Origin of the sequence: Segatella copri, assembly GCF_026015625.1 — a bacterium.
Classification (GTDB): domain Bacteria; phylum Bacteroidota; class Bacteroidia; order Bacteroidales; family Bacteroidaceae; genus Prevotella; species Prevotella copri_H.
Genome location: NZ_JAPDVG010000001.1, coordinates 1,093,297 through 1,107,821, shown reverse-complemented (window position 1 = coordinate 1,107,821; position 14,525 = coordinate 1,093,297). Strand labels below are relative to the sequence as shown.

18 protein-coding genes, 7 tRNA genes and 1 pseudogene are annotated in these 14,525 nt (G+C 42.9%); 13 read left to right on the top strand and 13 right to left on the bottom strand.

Annotated elements, in window-relative coordinates; all coding sequences use genetic code 11:
• The first annotated feature begins 6 nt into the window (after positions 1 to 6).
• The 7 genes from ONT19_RS04955 (at position 7) to ONT19_RS04925 (ending at position 588) form a co-directional block, all read left to right on the top strand.
• Positions 7 to 77, top strand: a tRNA-Gln gene (locus tag ONT19_RS04955).
• Between the two features lie 9 nt (positions 78 to 86).
• A tRNA-Phe gene (locus tag ONT19_RS04950) sits at positions 87 to 159 on the top strand.
• A 9-nt stretch (positions 160 to 168) separates the two neighbouring features.
• A tRNA-OTHER gene (locus ONT19_RS04945) sits at positions 169 to 270 on the top strand.
• A 7-nt stretch (positions 271 to 277) separates the two neighbouring features.
• A tRNA-Pro gene (locus ONT19_RS04940) sits at positions 278 to 348 on the top strand.
• A gap of 13 nt (positions 349 to 361) precedes the next feature.
• Positions 362 to 433, top strand: a tRNA-Arg gene (locus ONT19_RS04935).
• A gap of 5 nt (positions 434 to 438) precedes the next feature.
• Positions 439 to 511 (top strand) — tRNA-His (locus ONT19_RS04930).
• Positions 512 to 516: 5 nt separating this feature from the next.
• A tRNA-Thr gene (locus ONT19_RS04925) sits at positions 517 to 588 on the top strand.
• Positions 589 to 832: 244 nt separating this feature from the next.
• Here the strand turns inward: ONT19_RS04925 and ONT19_RS04920 are convergent.
• Positions 833 to 1,112 (bottom strand): annotated as a pseudogene (locus ONT19_RS04920) (hypothetical protein); the annotation flags it as partial.
• Between the two features lie 1,259 nt (positions 1,113 to 2,371).
• Here ONT19_RS04920 and ONT19_RS04915 point away from each other — a divergent pair.
• The 3 genes from ONT19_RS04915 (at position 2,372) to ONT19_RS04905 (ending at position 3,888) form a co-directional block, all read left to right on the top strand.
• Positions 2,372 to 2,749, top strand: coding sequence for a DUF2958 domain-containing protein (locus tag ONT19_RS04915; RefSeq protein WP_264953027.1), 378 nt, complete (start codon positions 2,372 to 2,374; stop codon positions 2,747 to 2,749).
• Between the two features lie 63 nt (positions 2,750 to 2,812).
• Positions 2,813 to 3,394 (top strand): ribonucleotide-diphosphate reductase subunit alpha, encoded by a 582-nt coding sequence (locus ONT19_RS04910; RefSeq protein ID WP_203040482.1) that lies wholly within the window; start codon positions 2,813 to 2,815, stop codon positions 3,392 to 3,394.
• Complete coding sequence (locus tag ONT19_RS04905) at positions 3,391 to 3,888, top strand: DUF1273 domain-containing protein (protein ID WP_264953028.1); 498 nt, start codon at positions 3,391 to 3,393, stop codon at positions 3,886 to 3,888. The genes ONT19_RS04910 and ONT19_RS04905 overlap by 4 nt, the downstream gene beginning before the upstream one ends.
• A 214-nt stretch (positions 3,889 to 4,102) precedes the next feature.
• Here ONT19_RS04905 and ONT19_RS04900 read toward each other — a convergent pair whose 3' ends face one another.
• Genes ONT19_RS04900 through ONT19_RS04890 form a run of 3 tightly spaced genes read right to left on the bottom strand, consistent with a single transcriptional unit; the run spans position 4,103 to position 5,048 of the window.
• Positions 4,103 to 4,309 carry a DUF3791 domain-containing protein gene (locus ONT19_RS04900; protein WP_118141133.1) on the bottom strand — a complete coding sequence of 69 codons (207 nt, stop codon included), beginning with the start codon at positions 4,307 to 4,309 and terminating at the stop codon, positions 4,103 to 4,105.
• 2 nt (positions 4,310 to 4,311) lie between these two features.
• Entirely contained in the window at positions 4,312 to 4,818 is a 507-nt protein-coding gene (locus ONT19_RS04895; protein WP_118141131.1) for a DUF3990 domain-containing protein, read from the bottom strand.
• Entirely contained in the window at positions 4,815 to 5,048 is a 234-nt protein-coding gene (locus ONT19_RS04890; protein ID WP_006846555.1) for a DUF3791 domain-containing protein, read from the bottom strand. The genes ONT19_RS04895 and ONT19_RS04890 overlap by 4 nt, the downstream gene beginning before the upstream one ends.
• A 348-nt stretch (positions 5,049 to 5,396) precedes the next feature.
• Here ONT19_RS04890 and ONT19_RS04885 point away from each other — a divergent pair, with 348 nt between their 5' ends.
• The 3 genes from ONT19_RS04885 to tnpC all read left to right on the top strand — a co-directional run bounded on the left by ONT19_RS04885 (position 5,397) and on the right by tnpC (position 7,823).
• Positions 5,397 to 5,807, top strand: a complete 411-nt coding sequence (locus tag ONT19_RS04885) for a hypothetical protein (RefSeq protein ID WP_153087481.1) — start codon at positions 5,397 to 5,399, stop codon at positions 5,805 to 5,807.
• Positions 5,795 to 6,142, top strand: coding sequence for an IS66 family insertion sequence element accessory protein TnpB (gene tnpB, locus ONT19_RS04880; protein ID WP_117588063.1), 348 nt, complete (start codon positions 5,795 to 5,797; stop codon positions 6,140 to 6,142). Before ONT19_RS04885 ends, tnpB begins: the two co-directional genes overlap by 13 nt.
• Before the next feature lie 100 nt (positions 6,143 to 6,242).
• Positions 6,243 to 7,823: an IS66 family transposase gene (tnpC, locus tag ONT19_RS04875; RefSeq protein WP_264964876.1), complete on the top strand. Its 1,581-nt coding sequence runs from the start codon at positions 6,243 to 6,245 to the stop codon at positions 7,821 to 7,823.
• A 135-nt stretch (positions 7,824 to 7,958) separates the two neighbouring features.
• Here tnpC and ONT19_RS04870 read toward each other — a convergent pair whose 3' ends face one another.
• The 9 genes from ONT19_RS04870 to ONT19_RS04830 all read right to left on the bottom strand — a co-directional run bounded on the left by ONT19_RS04870 (position 7,959) and on the right by ONT19_RS04830 (position 14,516).
• A complete protein-coding gene (locus ONT19_RS04870) occupies positions 7,959 to 9,164 on the bottom strand; it encodes an IS256 family transposase (RefSeq protein ID WP_118082176.1) in 1,206 nt (401 codons plus the stop codon).
• 154 nt (positions 9,165 to 9,318) lie between these two features.
• The gene (locus tag ONT19_RS04865) at positions 9,319 to 9,759 is read right to left on the bottom strand and encodes a ribonuclease H (RefSeq protein ID WP_153081430.1); all 441 of its coding nucleotides are present in this window, start codon (positions 9,757 to 9,759) and stop codon (positions 9,319 to 9,321) included.
• 13 nt (positions 9,760 to 9,772) lie between these two features.
• Positions 9,773 to 10,336, bottom strand: coding sequence for a type IV toxin-antitoxin system AbiEi family antitoxin domain-containing protein (locus tag ONT19_RS04860; protein ID WP_264953031.1), 564 nt, complete (start codon positions 10,334 to 10,336; stop codon positions 9,773 to 9,775).
• Positions 10,337 to 10,458: 122 nt separating this feature from the next.
• Complete coding sequence (locus ONT19_RS04855) at positions 10,459 to 11,139, bottom strand: DNA alkylation repair protein (RefSeq protein WP_264953032.1); 681 nt, start codon at positions 11,137 to 11,139, stop codon at positions 10,459 to 10,461.
• 45 nt (positions 11,140 to 11,184) lie between these two features.
• Positions 11,185 to 11,700, bottom strand: a complete 516-nt coding sequence (locus tag ONT19_RS04850) for a pyridoxamine 5'-phosphate oxidase family protein (RefSeq protein WP_264953033.1) — start codon at positions 11,698 to 11,700, stop codon at positions 11,185 to 11,187.
• 169 nt (positions 11,701 to 11,869) lie between these two features.
• The gene (locus ONT19_RS04845) at positions 11,870 to 12,700 is read right to left on the bottom strand and encodes a nucleotidyl transferase AbiEii/AbiGii toxin family protein (RefSeq protein WP_117695759.1); all 831 of its coding nucleotides are present in this window, start codon (positions 12,698 to 12,700) and stop codon (positions 11,870 to 11,872) included.
• Positions 12,697 to 13,323: a type IV toxin-antitoxin system AbiEi family antitoxin domain-containing protein gene (locus ONT19_RS04840; RefSeq protein ID WP_094440158.1), complete on the bottom strand. Its 627-nt coding sequence runs from the start codon at positions 13,321 to 13,323 to the stop codon at positions 12,697 to 12,699. The genes ONT19_RS04845 and ONT19_RS04840 overlap by 4 nt, the downstream gene beginning before the upstream one ends.
• Before the next feature lie 175 nt (positions 13,324 to 13,498).
• Positions 13,499 to 13,876 carry a YccF domain-containing protein gene (locus ONT19_RS04835; protein ID WP_264953034.1) on the bottom strand — a complete coding sequence of 126 codons (378 nt, stop codon included), beginning with the start codon at positions 13,874 to 13,876 and terminating at the stop codon, positions 13,499 to 13,501.
• A gap of 4 nt (positions 13,877 to 13,880) precedes the next feature.
• Positions 13,881 to 14,516: an HAD-IA family hydrolase gene (locus tag ONT19_RS04830; RefSeq protein WP_264953035.1), complete on the bottom strand. Its 636-nt coding sequence runs from the start codon at positions 14,514 to 14,516 to the stop codon at positions 13,881 to 13,883.
• Between the last annotated feature and the right edge of the window lie 9 nt (positions 14,517 to 14,525).

The window sequence follows — 14,525 nt, the reverse complement described above, 5'->3', positions numbered from 1 at the left end:
CAAACTTGCCCTATCGCATAACGGTAGTGCGGCAGATTCTGGATCTGCAAGTGGTGGTTCGATTCCATCTGGGGCAACATCAGTAAGGAGCTTTGGCAGACTTGGTGTATGCGCGGGACTGAAAATCCCGAGAACGTGGTTCGACTCCACGAGGCTCCACTTTAAAATTCGGGAGTGCTCCAGTGGCAACGAGGGTGGACTGGAGTTCCTTGAGCTTGCGAAAAAATCCGCTGTCTGATGACTTCGTAGGTTCGAGTCCTACCTCCCGAACTCAACTTGCCCTATGGTATAATGGTAGCACAACGGGTTTGGGTCCTGTTAGCGAAGGTTCGATTCCTTCTGGGGCGACAAGTTAAAAAACAACTCCATGGTGTAATTGGTAGCATGCCAGATTTCGGTTCTGGAGGTGGTGGTTCGAATCCATCTGGAGTTTATATGGAGTTTGTAGCTCAGTTGGTAGAGTGCCAGATTGTGGCTCTGGTGGTCATGGGTTCGATCCCCATCAAACTCCCAAATGCTTCAATAGCACAGTGGTAGTGCAGCTCCCTTGTAATGAGCAGGTCGTAGGTCCGAATCCTACTTGAAGCTCTATATAAGAAAGGCTTCTCTTCAGGCAGTTTTGCTTGAAAAGAAGCCTTTCAACTTTCTTGTAAGACGATGTCTCGTTGATGTTCGTTCATAATTTTCCTCCTTTATCCTTACACAAAGTTCAGAATAGATTTGAGTCTATCCTGTACCTTGTTGAGCACCTGGATGGTGTCTTCGTTATTCTTATCCTTCTTGTTTTCAAGAAGAATGATAGCCTTCTTTATCAGCTTGCAGTCCTCTATGGATAAAGGCATTTCAGTGATAGAGTAGTCTGGATCAGCGTATCTGTAGTATATTCTATCATAAACCTCTATAGGAGCATTGTAGCCAAGTTTGTCAGATCTCATAATCTGTATGTCCATCTGAACAGTTCTGGCGCATACTCCTTTGGTGATTCCCTCCATGTCGTAGAGAGCATCGCTACATGCCTCCACGAGATCATCGAGAGTCCATCTTCTGTATCTGTTTCTTAAACAGTTGCCTATAGTTTTGTACCTTATTAAGGCATTCTTATTTGCTGGCATAGTTCTTTCATTTTAAGCGTAAAAAAATGGTTGGATTTCATCCAGCTTTTTCTCTTTATGTCAGAGCAGATGCAAGCATTTGGCTAAAATGAAAAAGTTGGATTCTCCCGGCAAGGAAACTCCAACTCTTTCGTATTATCTTTGTTCTCTGTGGGGCACGCTGCTACGATGCCCGATAGAAATAACTATGCGAATAATGATGTGGGAATCCTATACCGGCTGTATCTGATGTACTTGATGTATGTACATAACTATTCCGCTCAAAGCGTCGATAGCTCTGAACGAATGATTGTGATGTTATGTGCATATTTAAATTCATTTCCGTATAGGATTTTTATTGTATTTTACTTCTAAATTCTTTTAACGGGTGCAAAGATACAAAATTAGTGCGAAATCTTTTTGCGTAGCAGCAAAAAAATGGTATAAACATGCGTATTTTAACCTAAATGAGCTGTTCTTATAGTGATAATCGGCTGATTTTCCCTTTATAATGCTTCGCCCACACCATGAAGGATGCTACTGGAGTTCCACCTGATAGACTTTGCAGTTATGTCAGCAGAGCTTGACGTAAGTGCATAGTCCTTCAGTCGGAAGGTGCCCACGAAACGACATCCGGTTGCTTACAAACTGAGTAGGTGGGACGCAAGCGATTCCCACTTAATCAGTTTGCCACTACTGCATGTCCATTCGTCGAGAAGGGCACTGGCTCACAGCATCCTCCTTCATTTTCCCTCCCTTCCACCTTTTATAATATCCTGGTCTTCCTCTTTATAAGCATTCTGTCTTTCCTAAATAAATCTTTCGGCTTTCCTTCTTTATAATCTTTGCCCACGCCATAGTCCAGTAAGCATGAACAGTTTGCCAGGGTGTTGTTCTTTCGCAGGCCGATTTTATCGACTTACGAAGGAACAACACGCTGGCTTTTAAAACTGTTGATACTTGCTTGGACTATTCCCACCCAGCTTTTCTATCCCTGCAGTCATTCCCTGTTATACTTTTTCTTCTTACTGAAACCAGAAGGCTTTGATTCCGTATCGTCTTTGGGATTTCGGGATTCTTTTTCTGCAAAGTTATCGCGTATCTGGCAAATAGCAAGTCGTGATTCGGTAACAATCTTCCTTTTCCATGTAACATGCAAAAGAGTATTCTTCCCATCAGACTTGCCTTATTGCCTTGTACGCACTTTGAAAAGCAGAAAAAGCTTCCCGATCCCAAGTCCGAAAGGACTTAACGAAAGGGAGATAATAAATTTAGAGACTATGGCAAAAGATTTCAACAACCGCCTGATTACTCCAGAATTGGAGAAGGCAATGCAGGACTATCCGCTCTATTCCCAGGATAGCAAGAAGAAGGATGCAGTTTGCATCGCAGTGTTTTTCATCGGCAACGCTCGCTGGTACATTCTTGAAGGACAGCGAGAGAATGATGATTTTGTGCTCTTTGGCATCGTTGTAGGTTTGGCTGAGACTGAGTACAGCTACATTTCTGCCAATGAAATGGCAAGTGTGGAGTTGGACGCAACCAAGTTCGGACTCGGCAAGGTCAGAGTGGAGCAGAGAAAGCCATTCCAACCATGTCAGCTTTCTGAAATCATCGACAGAGAGTTGCGGTCTTTCCTCAACAGACTTTACGATTGAAACATTTTTCTCGGTTGGTAGTGGCTGATGGCTGCTACCTGCCAAGTAACAACAATTAAAGCTATGAACATGGTACAGGTTTACATCAAGGGACAGGAGGATAAGGAGTTGAGCAGCTTTTTGCGCTATTATCCGGTACGTATCAAGAACATCGGTATGGATGCTTTCTTCGACCGCCAGGTTATCTATGATTTCAAGGATGGTCGAAACCATGCTGATGTGGCGAAGTGCGTGGCAAAGATGCTTGTCAAGAAGTTTGGTCGCAAGGTTCGCAGCGTTGTCTTCTCTTGCGTTCCTGCAAGCAGCCAGGAGCGTAACGAGGCACGCAACAAGAATTTTTCTGAACTTGTCTGCAAGTTTTCAGGAGCAATCAACGGCTTTTCCCATGTCAAGGTTGTTGGCGAACGTACCGCAGTTCATGGCACAAAGGTCAAGAAGGAAGAGCGAGAAAAGCGCTTGAAGGAAAGGGATAATATTGAGGTGGATGCGAACTTCTTCAAAAACAAGATAGTCTGCATTTGGGACGATGTGGTTACTACTGGCACTTCATTCTGTGCCTACACCGCACAATTGGAACAAGTCGGGGCGCACGTAACAAACGGCATTTTCCTCGGCAAGACATCTTATAAATACGTACAACAATGAAAAGAAAGAATATGACAAAGTTTGACAAGGCTATTTCGGCAGCCTTTACAGGTCATCGCTTTTACAACTTCTCGCAGCAGGAGGTCATAAGAGAGCGATTGACCAAAGCCATCCTCGAAGCTTACGAGCATGGCATCAGTAATTTTATTTCGGGATTCGCCATCGGTATTGACTTGATGGCAGCCCAGACAGTGCAGTCGCTGAAACCTTCCTGCCCGGGAATGACGCTTACCGCAGCCATTCCTTTCAGAGGTCAGGCAGATAGGTTCAAGCCCGGCGATAGGATAGTTTATGATGAACTGATGGCTTCAGCAGATGAGGTGATCATCCTTTCAGAATACTATTACACTCGATGTTTTCTTGACCGAGACGAGTTCATGGTTGAGAATGCATCCCTCCTCATTGCCTTCTATGATGGGAGAGAGAAGGGTGGAACCTACTACACTTTCAAGAAAGCCAACTGTTTGGGCATTCCGGTTGTGAATATATATTGAATAACTCGCTAAATATCAAGCTTATGAATGAATTTGTTGACATCATCGTTATCTACGTCGTTCTCCGTGCCATCCTTGCTTTTCTGGGCGCATGGTGGCATGGAGACGGACGCAACGATTTCAGACGAGACCGATAAATTAGCCGGAAATGTAAAAAGTTACGGAGATAATTCATATTCTCCGTAACTTTTTACATAACCACTCACTTTTGGTCTTATTGAGTTTCTCTCAGTTCTTCTATGAGATTTTCAAGAATATAATCATCACTCATAAGCTGTAAACCATATTTGGGGTCAGACAGTTGCTGGTACACCTTAGTAGTGTAAAACAAGTTGAGTGCCCTTTCTGCATCAATATGCAGAGTTTCTGCCAGCATCATTATTATTCGGCTTTGTTTGCGCCATAATACAGAATCCCTCATAGTCAATCCTCCTTTTCTATTTGTTCTGACGAAATAAACGACAGATAGTTGTCAACAATCTCTTGGTTCAATATGCAGAGTTGATGATTTACAGCCTTGTATTTCAATTGTCCTAGGGCTTGCTCGGCTGTAATGACATTGTTCTCGTAGTCTTCTACTGTATCAATGACATTATCGTTGGCAACACCACCTTCCACGATGTCATACATGGTTTGCTTTGTACCTCCTTTGCGGCAATCTACAACATATTCCAGCCATTCAAGGTTGTAACTGTCGAAGATTTTAATGCGATAATCCTTATTCTTTACTGCGTCATAATCAAATGAATATATAGATAAAGTCGGTAGGGCGTTGCGTCCTTTTCTTTCAGCAATAGTTTTTGCCCATGAGGAAGCCTGTTGGCGCAATTTGGTAAGGTAGAAACCTTGCCCAAAGTCCACCTTCTTTCTTCCTAATTTTACAAGTGGTTTTCCAACTTGTATATAAGAGCCATGATATAGTGTAATCATACTTCTTTCTCCCAGTTTAATAATGTTTCACTAATGTCGTCTGCCACCCAGTCAAGGCTTTGCGTATGCAGGTCTTCATACCGTTTAATCAGCCTACGGTGAATCAGTCCCTGCTTCAGCAGGCGGTCGTGCATCTCCTTTCCGGAAATGCCCAGTTTCCGTGCTCCACTCTCTATTGCCATAACGGCGAAGTGAATATGTCTGTATGTATCGTTGTCTGTATATGCCATATTCTGTATTCCGTTAATTTTGTATTCATTATTGTTTCTTCATGCTCTAATCATTTGATAGATATGCGCCTGAATCTATGGTATAAGCCAAGTTAAACCCCATATTGGCACTATATATCTGCAAAAATACAAAAAATATTCAGAAAAGTGGTTTTATGAATGAATTTTGTTTGCAGGGCGAACTTGATTTAACCTTATTTATATGCTAGATAGGCATTGAGGGACAACTTGGGGGCATCTTGAATAACCAGAAATCCTTAATGACCTGTAAGCGGCTCCGCATTTATACCTTGCCCTTTATCGTAAAAGTTCTTACCTTTGCACCATAATTTTAAAAGCAACGAAATTATGAGAGCAACAGAACGTTATGAGAGGGCATGGAATGCCTTCCAGATTCATTTGAATCATAATCCAAAAGCCAGTTTGATTCCTTTTTTAAAGGAACGGCATGTAAGCCATCGCTCGATGCATAGATGGATGTCAGAGAAAGGTTATTCTGTTAGGTTAGCCAAACAACAGATTCGTCTGCTTCAGGCCGAAGCCCGTAAGGAATGTTCCGAAGCAACAGCCAAGGACACTGGGATGATGTTCCTTCCCATGGAAATGCCATCCGATTCCGTCTGTCCAGAGAACTATCTTTTCGGCATAACCTTAACCTTTCCCAATGGAACGATAGTTACCATCAAGAAAGGTAGTGCCAAATCAGTCATGCATCTGATGAAACTTTACGAGAAGGAGGACTTGCTATGTTTGGATTAAACGAAAACACCCAGTATTACGTCTGCCAGCGATATGTCCGAATGAACATGGGCATAAATGGCCTGTACCAGATTGTGAGGACGGAGATGGAGCTGCCGCCACTCGGTGGTGCCGTCTTCATCTTCTTCTCAAAGAATCGCCAGCAGGTAAAAATGCTAAAATGGGATGGCGACGGTTTCTTGCTGTATCAGAAGCGACTGGAGCGAGGAACCTTTGAATTACCATTCTTTGATCCCCAAAGCAAACAATGCAAAATGCCGTACAAGACGCTATCTGCCATCATGAGCGGAATTTGCCTGAAAAGTATGAGATATAGGAAACGGCTTAATCTATAGGCGCATAAGATTATATTTAATGAACTGTGTATCAGCAAGATAGAAAAATAAATATCTAAAAATCCTTGCATATCTCGATATTTTTTCGTACCTTTGCACTATGAAAAAGGACGAAATTATAGTACTTTTAAAGGAACAGCTTCAGCTTGCAAACGAGCAGCTTCAGCAAGCTAATGCTACGGTGAGTTCGTTGACTACACAGGTCAACGAACTCATTGAACGTATAAAGTCATTAGAAGAATTACTCGTCCAGAAAGGAATCGCCATTGACAAAGCGAATCGTCAGAACAAGGCACTCGGCAAGCTCGTTTCAGGCAAGAAGTCCGAACGTCAGGAAAAGAATCCACAAGATTCGATGACCCAGGAGGAATTTGACAAGAAGAAAACAGAGCAGGCCGAAAAGAGAAAGGCACGCAAAAACAACGGAGCCAAGCGTGACATGCATTACGAGATGAAAGAGGTGCATGTTACGATAGATCCTGTCATGGATGCAGAGTTTTTGAAGACGTTGCGTCTCTTCGGAACTCGTACCTGTATACGTTACAGCATGGAACCCATCAAATTCATCAAGACCGTGTATCACATCAACACTTATACTGATGGAAGTATCATGTATCCGGGGAAAACTCCGCCGGCTCTGTTGTTGAATTCTTCCTATTCACCTTCCTTTGCAGCAGGACTCCTGCAGATGCGATACATCTATTCCATGCCGGTAGAGCGAATTACCAAATACTTTGCCGACAATGGGTTTACGTTAAGGAAAGCTACGGCAAACAAGCTGATTGCCAGAAGTGCTGATGTACTGGAAAACTTCTATAAGGCTATCTGCCAAGTAGTGTTGCAGCAGGATTATGTCTCGGCAGACGAGACATACCATAAAGTGCTGTTAGCCAAGACAAAGCCTACAGACAAGGGGTCGAAGAAAGGCTACCTCTGGGCTGTAAGTGCGCCTGAACTGGGACTTGTCTTCTTCGTATATGAGGATGGTTCACGCTCTGAGCAGGTCATACTTAACGTATTCTCAGATTATAAAGGTACCATACAGAGTGATGCATATGCTCCTTACCGGAAACTGGAGTCGGATGCTTATCCTGACATTATGAGAATCGCCTGTCTACAGCATGTCAAGAGAGACTTCATCGACTGCGGCAAGGAAGACAAGGATGCTCAGGAAGTCGTAGATATCCTCAACAGATTTTATCGAGAAGACAAAAAACATAAGGTTGGGGTAAATGGATGGACCGTTGAAGGCCATCTAGCCTATCGGCAGTCATATGCACCGGACATTTTACAGGATTTATTGGAGAAACTGGAGGAAATATCTTCCAGGAAGGATTTGCTGCCCAAGTCTACCTTGGCGCAGGCGGTCGGTTATGCCCTTAATGAATATAATGCCATTTGTGACATCTTCAAAAGAGGTGATACGGCTCTCGATAACAACTATATTGAGAGAATCCAGAGGTACATATCACTATCAAGAAGAAACTCAATGTTCTTTGGTTCGCACGAAGGAGCAAGCCGGGCGGCTATCCTATATTCCATCGCCATCTCATGCAGGCTGAATGGCATTAATCTGTTTGAATACATATGCGACGTAATAGAAAAGACTGCAGAATGGCAACCCAATACCCCATTGAAAAAATATAGAGACTTACTTCCTGACCGATGGAAAAAGCAGTAACAGCATTAGTTTAATCAGCTGTTACTGCTTTTTTGGGGGGTGTAATTTAAACTGTGTCAAGGCTTGTTCTTAACTTTCATTCCCACTCCCTGCTGGGGGCATGCCCCCAGCAGGGAAGCCTTTTCGGCTGCAAAGTTACATAATTTTAAATCTATCTCCAAATTTTATTGCCAATTGTTGAGAAAGTTGTCCCCAATTTGCCAGTGGCATAGTCCATTTCTTACGGATGTTGCGGTAAGCTAAGTACACAAGCTTCTCCAAAGAATTATCCGTAGGAAAGACCCCTTTAGTCTTTGTGACCTTTCTTACCTGTCTGTGATACCCCTCAACCGTATTGGTCGTATAAATGAGTTTACGGATGGCTGGAGTATATTGGAAATACTCTGTCAGACGTTCCCAATTGTCACGCCATGACTTGATGACAATTGGGTACATCTCTCCCCACTTAGACTCTAACAGGTCTAAATTAGCAGCAGCGGAGTCTTTGTTTACTGCACCATATACTGTTCTTAAATCCTTGATAAACTCCTTTTGATGCTTACTGCCAACATACTTGATAGAATTGCGTATCTGATGGACAATACAGAGCTGCACAGAACTCTCAGGAAATACGCTTTGGATGGCATCTGGGAAGCCTTTGAGACCATCAATACAACAAATCAAGAGGTCTCGAACACCACGGTTCTGAAGATCCGTAAGAACTTCTAGCCAGAAGTTAGCTCCTTCACTCTTAGACACATACATACCTAACAGTTCTTTTTGGCCTTCCTTGTTGATACCAAGAATGTTGTAAATGGCTCGTGTGACAGCTCTGCCATTCTCATCCTTTACCTTATAATGGATAGCATCAAGCCAGCAAATGGCATATACAGGATCGAGCATGCGAGACTTCCAGGCGGTGATTTCGGGTAATACACGGTCTGTTATAGAGCTGATAGTATCGGCTGATAGAGTTGTGTTGAACTCACGCTCAAAGTAGCTGCTGATGTCACGTGTGCTGGTGCCCATGGCGTACATCTCAATAATCTGGTCTGCCATGCCATTGGCAAGAATAGTCTCACGCTTCTTTACGGTCTCAGGTTGGAAAGTTCCGTCTCGGTCACGAGGAGTCTCTATAGTGACCTCACCATATTTTGTTTGAACCTTCTTACTCATCTTACCATTACGACGGTTGCCGGAAGAGCGTTCCTCTTCACTTAAATGAGCGTCCATCTCACCTTCGAGAGCTGAGTTGAGAATACGCTCTAACAATGGAGCTAATGCTCCGTCCTTGCCAAATAAGGCTTCACCACTACGCAACTGCTGAGCTGCTTTCTTGTAATCAATTTCTAAGTTGTCCATAATATAAAAACTGTGTTAAACTACTTTTATTGTAGCTTGACACAGTTTAGTTTACACTCTCCTTTTTTTTGAATTATGCAAGGTATAAACGCGGAGACGCTTACAATGACCTTAATGACCGTGACCTTAATGACCGGAAAACGCCCCTAAACATTTACTTGTTTTTCTGATGAAACTCCTTCCTTGTCTTTGCCATTGCTTCCGTAGCCATGTTATGGGTTTCTATCAGCAATGGACTTTTGTGATATTGCACAATCTTGACTCCGACTGATTTGTGTCTTTTCTTTTCCTCGATGCATTGAATGATCAAGTCCGGATTAGCCGACTTTGATGTTGGAGTCTTGTCAAAATTCTGAATATAGGCAGCGTTGGTCAGGAAGAGAATATCAGAACCTTCCGGGATTTTCTGCATTACCTTCACCATGAGGGTTAGCATCATTCGGAACTCCGTGGTGTGTAGGTCGCTGATTACATCACGGCTGATGATGCTTCCATTGTTCTCAATCACAACGGCAGCACCACCAGCTCGCTCTTTATGGCCATAATCACATGAGCCACCTATCCAAACGTAATATGTAGAAGTATCTTGTGTCATAATTATTCTTTACTTACAGTTTCATTTGTAGATAAATTCCCAGGATGTTGCCAACACGCAATTGTCGGGCATAATCCATTAATTTACTGATATTTCTTCCTGGTCTGGAAAGATAGTTATCGATGATTTCAGAACAGACATCAATGCCCACCTTATTGCGGAACTTTACTGCATCGCATACGCATCGTTCTACATCATATACCTTTACCTTAAATCCATCTATGACTTTCTCCATCACGCCGATTTCAAGAATGTTGGAAGTATAGTGATGGAGCTCTATCTTTGGGAATGAAGGAACTTTTACTTTTCTATCCCTTTTGATAGCGACATGATAAGCTTGCGGCATGGATGTCGTAAGCTGATGGATATTCCAGGCAGACCAAAGGCAGAGGATTCCGCTGGGAACAATAGACTCAATATCAACCATACATGCTGACAATTGGTCTATGTTAGCATATACGCCACGGCAAACCTGAATCAGTTCACCTTGATGAACGGCTTCCAGCATCTTGTAGTAAGCTGTTCGTCCTTGTACTTTGACACTTGCAGATGATATGAATGAATTCTTTGTTTCCATAATTGTTCTCCTAATTTTGGTACAAAAGTACCACAAATATTGCTAAGTGTGGTAGTTTTGTACAGGATATTAAAAAGGCTCTTTCTCCAATGTATGGTTATTCGTTTTCTAAATTTTTCCTTTTATTTTATCTTCAACGTCCGTAGGTATTCCTTCTGCTCAGGCGAGATTCTGTAGCTCTCGATTGCTTTCTGGATGGTCTTGTTGTGCGTCCAGGGAGCAAGACGGTTTTGCTCGATGTAGGGAATCGTTGCGTCCCATTGCTTGGCAAGGGCTGTGGCAAAGAACCAGGCTATCATCATTTTTACGTAATACACTTCGCTCCTTGCTGATGCAGGAATTTCAAGATATTCTGCCTTGAAGTCTTTATCCAGGTAATGAGACATAAGTGTCTCTATTCCAAAGCGGCAAGTATAAATGTGTGACGATTTACTCCAAGTCTTGATCTTCGCCAACAGTTCCTCCTTGTGTTTGGCAAACACCTTCGGCGACATGATGTCGCAAACTGCCCAGTTGTCCACGAATGGCAGGAAGCTGTCTGTCAGACGAATGCATTCCTCGTAGTCCTTTACCTCGGAAATGAGGAGAGCGTGAAGCATATTCTCATCGTAGTATTCGTGAGGAAGCTGATGAAGGAATTCTTCGCATTCTGCCTCCTTTGTAAACTCTTTTGCGAACTTGCGAAGCACAGGCACACGAATGCCTATGAAACTTTCCATAGGCACTCCCGGTGTCAGTTTAGCCTGGAAAGCAGCATACTGCTTATCCTGCATGGCGAACAGTCTTTCTTGAAGTGAAGTCATAAATTCTTTGTTTTATAATGCAACATAGAAGGAGCAATTGCCTCTTTATTCCATTCTGCCATATTTCATTTCCACGCCTTCCTTATCATATTGTTTGCGCTTTCCGGTTGGAGGCTCAGTGAGCGTGATGCGAACAACAGCCGTGCGTGATAGGGAACGGGCGATGCTCTGGTCGAAAGCATCCATGTGTTGAGGAAGAAAGCGTTCACAGATTAGTCGGAGACCATGAATCTTCTCTGCTTCATCTGTCACGATTTCTGCCTTGCCGAATGCAATGGCTGATTTGAACTGCAGGGTGAAACTGCCGTCCTTCCGACCAACCGTAGGCGCACAACGTGTTACGGCTGAAAGGCAAACCTCGGGATGAGTCTTGATTGCCTCCAGCTTCTTGCCTTCCAAGGCACCATGAAAATACCAGTTCACATCATCATCAGATGCGAGCGAAAGAGGTAAACCGTAAGGATTGCCGTCTTCGTCAATAAAACTGACCGTTATATACGGAGCCTTGTGCATTACTTCCAATGCCCACTCACTATCCATTGCTCTTGATTTCTTTCTCATTTTTTTATCCTTTGTACTTAAATACTTTAACCATATCCTTGTCGCCACCCACAAGCTGGCTACATCTGTTCAGCATTCCGGTGTCAGAGAAACCGCATTTCACCATGACCTTTCCTGATGCTGAATTTCCGGTGAAATGATCTGTCCAGATATTTTCTAAATGTTTCTTTCATTCAAATCTGATCATTTTTGCAAGTTCCATAAAATAGTCATTCGACCAAATATCCAACTCTTTGGGATTCCTGACAAAAGGCAATACGTCTGCCTTTATTTGATTCATGTCTGCCGTGGCAAGTCTTTCATTCAGTTTTTGAAGGAACGTCTCCTTGTCAAGCTCTTCGTGATTGAACTGTAAGGCTCTTTCGCACAAGTGAGTAAAGTCAAGAGGAACATTGTGGCGAACATACCATTCGAAGTCATACCAATCACGTCCCTTGACTCTGTTCTTCCAGGCACGATACACCAGTGCATGCATCTTTCCTGCAAAGAGGGCTGGCAAAGTGAAACATCGTGTCATGAAAGATTGGGGGAGCAGAAGCAACTTCTGTTCTGTTTGGAATTTCAAAGGAGGTTGAGTATCAACTTCAATCTTGATCTTAACAGATTTCTCAGTTTGGAATGTAATATCATATACATCTGTGTTGTCTTTTAGAAAGGCAGACTCCACTTTGCCAAAGTTCTTTTTGTCCTTCTTTCTGATCTCAACCTCTCTACCCACCATAGCGAATTGGTCAATGATGGGCTGAAAATAATGTGTAAAATCAAAGTTTTCATTCGGAGCAAGCAGGGAAAAATCCATATCCTCAGAGAAACGCTGCAATCCATGGAATATACGCAGACATGTTCCACCATAGAAAGCTGCCTCGTTGAAAAAGCCACCATTGTAAAGACCAGAAAGAATAATCTGCTGGTTGACCTCAAAGATAGCATTGCGCTTTTGCAGTTCGGTCGTTATGTCATAGCTCGAAAGCATTTGATTGAATATCTCGTTTGTATTCATTTCCTTAAATATTTAATTAGAGTTTCTATGGATTTAGACTTTTTCCCAACCTGAGCATATCGCTCAAATATACTTATGTCCATATTTCTGAAATCATCTATTTCCATTCGGATGTCCTCCTCCAAATAGTTCTCTACATCCTTCAGGTAACGTAAATTAACCTTCGGAGAATTTGCGATTAAGTCACAGAGAGCTTTTTCTGGTGTTGCCATCAGAAAGGCGTAACTCTGCATATTGATGCTTGTAATCCCTATTGAAAAGGCTTCTCTTGACATGTTCTTATACTCAAAACGCCCGACAGGAGTATCAAAACTACGGGAGTGCTTTAGTGTCATAGACTGAGTAGTATAAACAGCTTCTGGTATTAATCCATAATAACGTAAGGCTGTCTGCATAGACACATACGAAGGTGCATAAAGATGATTGGCTATCAGTTCTGTGGATAGAGCAACACGAGACACATTTGGGGCTACCACATAAAGCCCCTTCTTGAGTCGGATAATTTTATGAGCCGCCTCAAGACTGCGTACTTTCTGATTCCCTGCTTCAATGTTAGTAAACAATGAAGCTATAGCTGAAGTACTGACTGGTATGTTACCTATATGTTCTAAATCCATTATCATGGTGCAAAAATAGTAAAATCTGGAATAGAAAACGAACTTTTATTTGTTTTTCTGTTCTATTTTTGACTATTTTAACAAGTCGCTTAGTCAGACCGTTAAACTTTGATGCAGAAATCAGACTACATACTCCGAGTCTGTTATGTACAAATACGTCATCTGCGCAATCTGTATCACTTTAAAATCCCAACTCCACATCCTTTCCGAATGGTGCGAGCGAAAGTCCGGCCATCTTGAAATGCTGTTTTCCCCAAGGAATGCCGATGATCGTTATACATAAGAGAAAGCCGAAGAACAGATGCATGATGCAAGCCCACAATCCCCCGAAAATCAGCCAGAGTAAATTCAGCAGAATACGAATGCAACCAGTTGGACTATTCGTTTCTCTTACTGTAGAGCCAAAAGGCCATAGGCAGAGCAGACCAATCTTGAATGTCTGTATTGCAAAGGGAATGCCGATGATGGTACATGCAAGAGCCAGACTTCCGGTGAAATAACCGATGGCAGCTTCGAGACCTCCGAAGAGCCACCAAAGTAAGTTTCCTATTATGCGCATAAGATTATTCTTTTATATTCTTGTTAATTTCTTGCCATTCCTGATGCTCTTCCAGATGATTGGTCTTTACCAGTACGCTCTGGAAACCAAATCGCTTGCCTGCCTCGGCATTCTCTGTGCGGTCATCGAAATAGAGCGTAGTGGCAGGATTCAATCCAGTCTGTTGCGTCATCTCTTCATAGATTTCGATAGATGGCTTTTCCTTTCGCATGGCGTATGAGAGGAACACTTCATCAAACAGTTCGTCTGTGGAATATCCCAGCTGATTCATCTGACTAACTGATTTCTGCCAAAGCGTATCGTTGATGTTGCTGAGTAGATAGACCTTATATTGCTTCCGAAGCTTGACCAATGCCTCCAGTCTTTCCACGGGCAGATTGCCACACAACTCTTCCAGGACTTTCTCAATATCCCCGGTTGTGGTTCCTTTGCGGCAAAGGCTCAGCATCTCTTGCAAAGTCTCAGCTTCCGCCACCAGACCATTAATATATTGGTGCATCAGTCTCTTGATTTTGCGGACATGGATTAGCCGCTTGAACGCCGTAACGCCCAGGCTCTCCATGGCTTTCACAACAGAGGCATCATCAATGTTCACGATGACACCTCCATAATCAAAAACGAGTGTTTCTATCTGTTTCATGCTCATTTT

What these genes read in the sequence shown, in the direction of transcription:
- ONT19_RS04870 (WP_118082176.1), bottom strand. Translation starts at nt 9,164, where the DNA reads ATGGACAACTTAGAAATTGATTACAAGAAAGCAGCTCAGCAGTTGCGT.
- ONT19_RS04890 (WP_006846555.1), bottom strand. Translation starts at nt 5,048, where the DNA reads ATGGCATATACAGACAACGATACATACAGACATATTCACTTCGCCGTT.
- ONT19_RS04855 (WP_264953032.1), bottom strand. Translation starts at nt 11,139, where the DNA reads ATGACTTCACTTCAAGAAAGACTGTTCGCCATGCAGGATAAGCAGTAT.
- ONT19_RS04915 (WP_264953027.1), top strand. Translation starts at nt 2,372, where the DNA reads ATGGCAAAAGATTTCAACAACCGCCTGATTACTCCAGAATTGGAGAAG.
- ONT19_RS04850 (WP_264953033.1), bottom strand. Translation starts at nt 11,700, where the DNA reads ATGAGAAAGAAATCAAGAGCAATGGATAGTGAGTGGGCATTGGAAGTA.
- tnpB (WP_117588063.1), top strand. Translation starts at nt 5,795, where the DNA reads ATGTTTGGATTAAACGAAAACACCCAGTATTACGTCTGCCAGCGATAT.
- ONT19_RS04865 (WP_153081430.1), bottom strand. Translation starts at nt 9,759, where the DNA reads ATGACACAAGATACTTCTACATATTACGTTTGGATAGGTGGCTCATGT.
- tnpC (WP_264964876.1), top strand. Translation starts at nt 6,243, where the DNA reads ATGAAAAAGGACGAAATTATAGTACTTTTAAAGGAACAGCTTCAGCTT.
- ONT19_RS04845 (WP_117695759.1), bottom strand. Translation starts at nt 12,700, where the DNA reads ATGAATACAAACGAGATATTCAATCAAATGCTTTCGAGCTATGACATA.
- ONT19_RS04905 (WP_264953028.1), top strand. Translation starts at nt 3,391, where the DNA reads ATGAAAAGAAAGAATATGACAAAGTTTGACAAGGCTATTTCGGCAGCC.
- ONT19_RS04835 (WP_264953034.1), bottom strand. Translation starts at nt 13,876, where the DNA reads ATGCGCATAATAGGAAACTTACTTTGGTGGCTCTTCGGAGGTCTCGAA.
- ONT19_RS04885 (WP_153087481.1), top strand. Translation starts at nt 5,397, where the DNA reads ATGAGAGCAACAGAACGTTATGAGAGGGCATGGAATGCCTTCCAGATT.
- ONT19_RS04910 (WP_203040482.1), top strand. Translation starts at nt 2,813, where the DNA reads ATGAACATGGTACAGGTTTACATCAAGGGACAGGAGGATAAGGAGTTG.
- ONT19_RS04900 (WP_118141133.1), bottom strand. Translation starts at nt 4,309, where the DNA reads ATGAGGGATTCTGTATTATGGCGCAAACAAAGCCGAATAATAATGATG.
- ONT19_RS04830 (WP_264953035.1), bottom strand. Translation starts at nt 14,516, where the DNA reads ATGAAACAGATAGAAACACTCGTTTTTGATTATGGAGGTGTCATCGTG.
- ONT19_RS04860 (WP_264953031.1), bottom strand. Translation starts at nt 10,336, where the DNA reads ATGGAAACAAAGAATTCATTCATATCATCTGCAAGTGTCAAAGTACAA.
- ONT19_RS04840 (WP_094440158.1), bottom strand. Translation starts at nt 13,323, where the DNA reads ATGATAATGGATTTAGAACATATAGGTAACATACCAGTCAGTACTTCA.
- ONT19_RS04895 (WP_118141131.1), bottom strand. Translation starts at nt 4,818, where the DNA reads ATGATTACACTATATCATGGCTCTTATATACAAGTTGGAAAACCACTT.